The 6,605-nt window shown below is 69.6% G+C and carries 11 protein-coding genes; 1 reads left to right on the plus strand and 10 read right to left on the minus strand.

The features are described 5' to 3' along the window. Nucleotides 1–300: DUF1236 domain-containing protein (locus FV223_RS16915; protein WP_147728125.1), on the plus strand; the 300-nt coding region annotated here is incomplete at its 5' end. Between the two features lie 81 nt (nucleotides 301–381). On the opposite strand, the gene FV223_RS30535 is transcribed toward FV223_RS16915, so the two are convergent. From FV223_RS30535 to FV223_RS16970, 10 genes are all read right to left on the minus strand, one after another. After that, on the minus strand, nucleotides 382–573 hold the full coding sequence (locus tag FV223_RS30535; protein ID WP_187276165.1) for a hypothetical protein: 192 nt from the start codon (nucleotides 571–573) through the stop codon (nucleotides 382–384). A 108-nt stretch (nucleotides 574–681) separates the two neighbouring features. After that, nucleotides 682–1,527, minus strand: a complete 846-nt coding sequence (locus FV223_RS16925; RefSeq protein WP_147728126.1) for a transglutaminase family protein — start codon at nucleotides 1,525–1,527, stop codon at nucleotides 682–684. A gap of 74 nt (nucleotides 1,528–1,601) precedes the next feature. Continuing rightward, nucleotides 1,602–2,591, minus strand: coding sequence for a mechanosensitive ion channel domain-containing protein (locus FV223_RS16930; protein WP_147728127.1), 990 nt, complete (start codon nucleotides 2,589–2,591; stop codon nucleotides 1,602–1,604). Nucleotides 2,592–2,637: 46 nt separating this feature from the next. Continuing rightward, nucleotides 2,638–3,810 (minus strand): chromosome partitioning protein ParA, encoded by a 1,173-nt coding sequence (locus tag FV223_RS30540; RefSeq protein ID WP_187276166.1) that lies wholly within the window; start codon nucleotides 3,808–3,810, stop codon nucleotides 2,638–2,640. A gap of 31 nt (nucleotides 3,811–3,841) precedes the next feature. After that, a complete protein-coding gene (locus FV223_RS16945) occupies nucleotides 3,842–4,153 on the minus strand; it encodes a hypothetical protein (protein ID WP_147728129.1) in 312 nt (103 codons plus the stop codon). A 55-nt stretch (nucleotides 4,154–4,208) separates the two neighbouring features. Next, a complete protein-coding gene (aqpZ, locus tag FV223_RS16950; protein ID WP_147728130.1) occupies nucleotides 4,209–4,934 on the minus strand; it encodes an aquaporin Z in 726 nt (241 codons plus the stop codon). Further along, a complete protein-coding gene (locus FV223_RS16955) occupies nucleotides 4,934–5,290 on the minus strand; it encodes a DUF3618 domain-containing protein (RefSeq protein WP_147728131.1) in 357 nt (118 codons plus the stop codon). The genes aqpZ and FV223_RS16955 overlap by 1 nt, the downstream gene beginning before the upstream one ends. Further along, nucleotides 5,287–5,694, minus strand: coding sequence for a phage holin family protein (locus FV223_RS16960; RefSeq protein ID WP_246689704.1), 408 nt, complete (start codon nucleotides 5,692–5,694; stop codon nucleotides 5,287–5,289). The genes FV223_RS16955 and FV223_RS16960 overlap by 4 nt, the downstream gene beginning before the upstream one ends. Further along, entirely contained in the window at nucleotides 5,691–6,140 is a 450-nt protein-coding gene (locus tag FV223_RS16965; RefSeq protein ID WP_147728133.1) for a hypothetical protein, read from the minus strand. The genes FV223_RS16960 and FV223_RS16965 overlap by 4 nt, the downstream gene beginning before the upstream one ends. Before the next feature lie 43 nt (nucleotides 6,141–6,183). Further along, complete coding sequence (locus FV223_RS16970) at nucleotides 6,184–6,546, minus strand: CsbD family protein (protein WP_147728134.1); 363 nt, start codon at nucleotides 6,544–6,546, stop codon at nucleotides 6,184–6,186. Nucleotides 6,547–6,605: the final 59 nt, after the last annotated feature.

The raw sequence follows: 6,605 nt of genomic DNA on the forward strand, positions 1-6,605 counted from the left end.
CCTTCCTGCGCGCCGCGCACCAGCCCCTGCGCCTGGGCGAACGCGGCCACCGGCACCGTCAACGGCATCCTCGGCGTCGACGACCGCCCGCGCTTCCGCACCTACGTCCGTGGCGAGCACCGGTCCTCCTACGCATACGACGGCGACGTTCGGGTCGGTACCGTGCTGCCGTCGGCCGGGGTGAGCTACTACGACGTCCCGGAGGAGTACGGCGCCCGCGGCCACCGCTACACCGTGGTCAACGGCCACACCGTGCTGGTCGAGCGCGGCAGCGGCCGCATCGTCGAGGTCATCGACTGACCACCGCGTCGCATCGGCCCGGACCCACGGGTCCGGACCCCGTTCCCGGCCGTCGTCCGAGCTCCGCCCGGCGGGGCCGGGTCAGGATAGAAACCGGAGGCAGGCCGCGACGACGGCCGTCGAGGCGATGGGAAGGCTTAGAACTGCGGCCAGGGTCGTGGTTCGTACGCCCCTCCGCTCGTTGTCGTTGTCGGCGAGCGTTCCCAGGGTGAGGTGCCATCGCTCGACGACCGCGATGGGGTCAACCTTTCGCGATGCGTTCATCCCGGCCATGGATCACTCCTCCGAAGGATGGTTTCCATAGCACGGAAACGGGAAGGCCGTCCGCAACGGGGACCGTCCCTTCCGGAGTGCACGACCACGAGGAGGCTGCCCCTGCGGTCAACCCACGGGTGGCAGCGCGAAGTCGTCGGCGACCTCGACGGTGTGAACGTCGAACTGCGCCAACAGGGCCGTACCGAAGCTCGTCGAGATGGCGACGTCCGTGGCATCGCGACCTCGGGCGATGACGATCCGGCCGATCCGTCGGGCGTCGTGACGGGCGTCGAAGGTGTACCAGCGCGGCCCCTCGGGACCCTCCAGGAAGACCTCGAACCAGGCCGAGAAGTCCATCGGGTTCGGATCGACCGGGACCCCGATGTCACCGAGGTAGCCGGTGCAGTAGCGTGCCGGGAAGTTCATGCACCGGCATAGGGTGACCGCGAGGTGGGCGAAGTCCCGGCAGACGCCGACCCGTTGGTTGTACCCGTCGAAGGCCGAGCGCGTGGCGTCTGCGAGCTGGTAGTCGAACCGGATGCGCTCGTGCGCCCAGGTCACGATGGCCTGCACCCGACCCCAGCCCTCGGGGCCGCCGCCGAACAGAGACCAGGCGGTGCCGGCGAGCCGGTCGGTGTCGCAGTAGCGCGAGCCCAAAAGGTAGACGAGCACCTCGTCGGGCAGGTCCTGTACCGGGATCTGGCGCGCGTCCGGGGCGTAGGCATCCGGTTCGCCGGTATCCGCGACCAGGAAGTCCGCCGAGACGGTCATCCGCCCGCCCGGGGAGACGAGGCGGACGCAGGTGTTGCCGAAGCCGTCGATGTACGTCCGCATCGGCACCGGCGGGTCGGCCCGCATCACGTCCGGCGTCAGCAGGTCGTGCACCCGCGAAGGGTGGACGTTGAGCTGGTAGGTGATCGGCGTCGGCCCGAAGGTGTCGTAGCCGATGATGTAGCCGGTCCGTATCCTCATGGTGGCCCTCCGCGTTGCCCGTCACGCCTCGACGACGGTCTGTGGCCACCTGCATCATGCGTGCCCCCGGCGCGTCATTCGGCAGCATTCGGGGCGGCGACGGCACTAGTCCGCCCGCGGCGCCGACCGGCGAGCTCGACCGGCGGCAGGCCGACGATGTCGTAGGTGGCCGAGGCGATGCCGATGCCGGCATCGTCCAGGCCGGCCAGGATCTCGCGGCTCATTGCATCCTTGGCCCCTCGGATCTGGTGGGTGCCGAGGATGAAGCGGACCGTCAGCTCAAGCCAGTTGTCGGTGATGCGGAAGAACACGCGGGGTTCGAGATCCAAAGGATCGACCCCGAAGCGTTCGTGCAAGCTGGCCTTCGCATCCGCGGCCATCGCCGTGGCATCGAGCGCATGCCGGTGCGCGGCGGCAAGCATGATCGCCTCGACCCTCAGCCGGTCGGCCTCATAGGTGATGGGAATGGCCATCTCCTCCCAGATGAACGGGAAGTCGCGGGTGTAGTTGAACACCGGCTCGGAGAAGATTTGCGCGTTGCTGACCGTGACGATGCGGCCGGTGAACTGGCGGCTACGCACCCACATCGCAGGCGACGCACCCTGGACGGACGGGGGCTGGCCCATCTCCATGATCGTGGTCTGGATGAAGCCGAGACGGAGCACGTCGCCGCGCACGCCGCCCATGGTGATGCGGTCGCCCACCGTGAAGGTCGAGCCGCGCAGGATCACGAAGTAGCCGGCGAGCGAGGTGACGACCTGCTGAAGCGCGAAGGCGAGGCCGGCCGACAGCAGCCCGAATGCGGTTGCCAGGCGAGCAGGGTCGTTGAACCAGATTGAGAGCAGGCCAAGGACGAGCAGCACCGCCGTGACCAAGCTGATGCCCTGGCGTGTCCAGAACTTGGTCTGGAGCGTGGCATGGTCGGTGCGGGTCAGGACCAGCCCGACCAGCGCCCGCAGGCCCATCCCGCCTCCGACGACCACCGCGATGAACATGAGCGAAAGGACGAGTTTCCGCCCGTTCTCGGCGTTGACGCCGACCCAATCGATTCCGAGGAAATGCAAGTCTTCGCCCTTCGGGTAGGTCGAGTTGTATCGACGTTGTACCGGTTCAGTCCGCCTTCGGTACGGTTGTGGGCGCCGGAGACTGGGACGGAACGGGTTGCACAGTCATGGCCGGGGGCTGGTCCGAGAGCCCCTGCCGGGCTTCCGCGAGCTTGGCCTGGGCCGCCGAGAGTTCCTGGCGGGTTGTCCCGAGCCGGTCTTCGAGAGCGGCCATCTCCTTGTTGCGGCTGGCCAGCGTCTCGGTCAGCGTCGCGAGCTGCCCCTGGGCGTCGGCATGTTGCTTCCTTAGCGCTTCAACGGCCGAGGTCGCGCCATCACGGTCGGCGGTCAGCTTCTGGATGGCCTGCTCGGCCTGCGCGCGCTCGGAGATCACCCGGTCCCGTTCCGACTTGGCCGTGGCCAGTTCGGCCCGGGTCGACGCCAGTCCGTCCTTGGCCTGCTGCAGTTGCTGGCCGGCCCGGGTGATCTCGTCGGTCAGCTTGTCCCTGTTGGCGTTCAGGCCGGCGATGGCCTGTTCCATCTCGCCCCGCTGTTTCGTCGCCTTCTCGGTTTCGGTCCGGGCGTCGGCCAGCTCCTTCTGCGCTGCTGCCGAACCCTCGCGGGCCTTCTGCTGGCTCTCCTCGGCCTTGGCGAGATCGGCGGTCTTGGCGGTCGCCTCCTGGGACATCGCGCCGATGTCCGCCCGCAGCTTGGCCTCCTGCTGGCGCGTCTCCTCCAGGCGGCGCCCGACGTCGGCAAGCTCCTTCGTCCGTGCCGTCGCGGCCTGCTCGGCTGCGGTGGTGGCCTCCTTCATCGGCGCGAGCTTCCGCTCGGCCTGGGTGACCTGCGCCTGAAGGTCGGCCAGGTTCTTGGTCTCCGCCTCGGCTTCGGATTTCGCCTCGGCGGCCTTACCCTCCGCCGCCTGTCTCTCCGAGGCGAGGCTCGCTGCCTTTGCCTTGGCCTGCTCGCCGGCCTGGGTCGCTTCCCGGTCCTGTTGCTGGGTTGAGGCGATTTTCGCCTGGAGCGCGGCGAGCGTACCGGCGATCGACCGCTGCTGGTCGAGGTCACCCTGAAGGGCCGTCTGCCGGGCTTCCAGGTCACCGATGCGGTGGTCCCGCACCGTCCGCTGCCGCGAGCCCGCGATAGAGGCGACGATCAGCCAGACCAGGAGAACCGCCGCCACGACGGCGAGGCTGAACGGGAGGGGTCGGCGCAGTTCCGAGCGGTAGTCGATGGCCATGGCGGTCTCGCAAGCTTGGAGGGGCGTGGAATCAGATCGAGGAGGCTGCCTCGCCAGGGGTCGGCTCGGCACCTGCAGCACCAGGCTCAGGACCGCGGACGGGCGGGCGCGAGCCTGCATGTGCCGCCTCGACCAGGGAGCCGATCATCGTCAGCAGCGCGCGGTGCTCGGGCGATCCGTTCCCGGAGGCGAGGAAAGCCGTGAGCTCGACCCGGGACGGCGAGCCCCCGGACGGTCCGTTCGGCTCGTGGAAGACGAACACGTCGGCCGGGTCGTCGCCGTGGCAGAGGAACCAGCGGTCGTCGTTGCTGCCGGCATGGATCAGCGTGCGTATGGTGGTCATCGACGGGTCCCTCCGGAGGTGGCGCTAGAACTCGGTCGGCTTGATGCCGGCCTTCTCAAGGCGCTGTTCGAGCTCGGCCGGCAGGGCCTGCACAGCCTGGCGCACCGGCATCTGCATCACCGGATCGAGGGCGCGCATCGTCGAGTACAATCCCGCCGAGCAGGGGAGCCACGATGAACAGCCAGAGATGCCCCACCGCGTCCCATCCTGCGAACAAGGCCGGGCCGATGCTTCGGGCCGGATTGACCGAGGTATTGGTCACCGGGATCGAGACGAAGTGGATCACCACCAGGACGACGCCGATGGCAAGGCCGGCGAAGCCCACCGGCGCCTTCAGGTCGGTCGCCCCGAGGATGGTGGGGACGAGGAGCGCCGTCATCACGAACTCGACGATGAACGCGGCAGTCGCGTTGTAGTGGCCCGGCGAGCGCGTGTCGTAGCCGTTCGAGGCGAAGCCCGAGGCAACGTCGAAGCCGGGATGCCCTTGTGCGATTACGTAGAGGACGTAGGCGGCGACGACGCCGCCGAGGACCTGCGCGGCCATGTACCCGGGCAGGCGGGCGGCGTCGAATTTGCGGCTCAGCGTCAGCCCCAGGGTCACCGCCGGGTTGAGGTGGCAGCCGGAGATCGGCCCGAGTGCGTAGACCATGGCCATCAGGACGAAGCCGAAGGACAGGGCGACACCGGCGTAGCCGATGTGGTCGGCGGCCAGGACCGCGCTGCCGCAGCCGCAGAACACCAGGACGAAGGTGCCGACGAACTCGGCGACGTACGGGCGCATTAGCGGGAGTCCTTCGGGACGGTTGCCGGCGGGATCGGGGCGATGGTCGGGGTGGGCGAGGTGAACCGGTCGGGGTCACGCACGGCCCGGTACGTCGCGGGTCCCAGCGTGCGGTTGCCCTTGAGCAGCATCACGGCGCCGAGGCACATGATGAGGACCGGCACCGGATTGCGACGGACAGCCTCCAGGGCGCCGTCGTAGAGGCCGGCCCCGGTCGCGTCGCGGCGGACGCTGCCGAGCATGTCCTCGACGATGCCGGTCGGGGTGAGGCGTTGCGTGAGCTTGTCCAGCGTCCGGTCCAGGCGGCCGCGGCTCGCCTCGATCTCGCGCTCTAGTGCGTCGGCGTCGCTGGTCATGCGTCCACGTGCTCCTTGATGACGCTGGCGTCCTGCCGAAGCTGGCGACCCGTCCGGGTTGGGACGAGCGCATCGAGCGAGAACCGGCTCTTGGCGGTCAGCGCCAGGACGATGCCGATGACGAGGAAGACGACGCCGACGATCAGGGCGGAGAGCGCTTCCGACCCGACGACGGTGGCGAGCCACGTCACGAGCGCGTCGATTAGGACCAGGAAGCCGACGACGGCGAATACCGCCGCGCCGGTCATCGCCGCCAAGCCGACGATCAGGCTTCGCAGGTTGTCGGCCATCTCCTGGCGGAACAGGGCGATCTCGCCCCGGACGACGTCGCCGGCACCCCGAAGCGCCTCGGCCAGGAGGCCCTGGAGCCCGCCGGCCGGCGGGGGTGGGGGGACGGCGCTCACGGATACCCGCCCCATGCCTGCTTGGGCTCGGGCACCCGGGACTTATGGGCATCGCCTTTGCCGGACCGGAGGAGGTGGAAGGCTCCGTATCCCAGCGTCCCCACCACCAGGGCCGTCGCCATCGGGTTGCCCTTCGCGACCGCCTCGGCATCGCGATAGAGGTCGCGCCAGCCGCGCCGTGCGACCCGATCCGAGAGTGCGTCGAGGTTGTCGGCGACCACGTGGACAAACGGCTTCGCCTGCGCCTGTCCGTCGAGTTCGCCGCCGCCCGAACGGAGCGCACGGGCGAGCTCTGACAGGAAGCCGGCCGCCTCGGTCTTGCGCCGGTCGGCATAGCCGCTGGCCTGGTCCCGCACGGCATCAGCCAAGCCAGCCGGCGACCTGGCCGCCTGCATTGGGCCATCGGCGGCGGTTGGCGGCCCCGCAGGTCGGATGGGATCGTTCATGGTGGTGCTCCGGACCTGCGGGACGGTATGGATGGGGCCGGGCCTAGCGGCGGCCGTGGACGACCATCGCGAGGAGGTAGCCGAGCGCGCCGGCCATCGCGGCCATCATCAGGGGGGACTCCTTGGCGTAGCTCGTCACCGTGTCGGCGCCCTGGCGGTAGGCGCGCTCGGCGTCGGGGAAGGCGTCGCGACCCTGCTTCAGCGCGCCCTGCGCGAGGTCTCCGGCCTGGTCGGCCACGTCGCGCACCGCGTCCTTGGCCTGCCCGTACAGGTTCTCGACGTTGCCCTTGGCCTCGTTGGCGGCGCCCTTTGCCTGGGTCTCGCGGTCGCCGGTCACGTCGCCGACGGCGCCCTGGACCTTGCCGCCGAATTCCTTCGCGGCGCCGGTGATGCGGTTCTCGTCCATGGTTCTTCTCCTGGGTTGTGGGACCGGACGGCGGGATGCCGGGGGTCCGGGGTGAAGGG

The sequence above is a fragment of the Methylobacterium sp. WL116 genome (assembly GCF_008039455.1).
Taxonomy (GTDB): domain Bacteria; phylum Pseudomonadota; class Alphaproteobacteria; order Rhizobiales; family Beijerinckiaceae; genus Methylobacterium.

Coding starts and splice junctions, on each gene's coding strand:
- FV223_RS16965 (WP_147728133.1), bottom strand. CDS start 6,140: ATGAACGATCCCATCCGACCTGCGGGGCCGCCAACCGCCGCCGATGGC.
- FV223_RS30535 (WP_187276165.1), bottom strand. CDS start 573: ATGGCCGGGATGAACGCATCGCGAAAGGTTGACCCCATCGCGGTCGTC.
- FV223_RS16945 (WP_147728129.1), bottom strand. CDS start 4,153: ATGACCACCATACGCACGCTGATCCATGCCGGCAGCAACGACGACCGC.
- FV223_RS16970 (WP_147728134.1), bottom strand. CDS start 6,546: ATGGACGAGAACCGCATCACCGGCGCCGCGAAGGAATTCGGCGGCAAG.
- FV223_RS30540 (WP_187276166.1), bottom strand. CDS start 3,810: ATGGCCATCGACTACCGCTCGGAACTGCGCCGACCCCTCCCGTTCAGC.
- aqpZ (WP_147728130.1), bottom strand. CDS start 4,934: ATGCGCCCGTACGTCGCCGAGTTCGTCGGCACCTTCGTCCTGGTGTTC.
- FV223_RS16955 (WP_147728131.1), bottom strand. CDS start 5,290: ATGACCAGCGACGCCGACGCACTAGAGCGCGAGATCGAGGCGAGCCGC.
- FV223_RS16925 (WP_147728126.1), bottom strand. CDS start 1,527: ATGAGGATACGGACCGGCTACATCATCGGCTACGACACCTTCGGGCCG.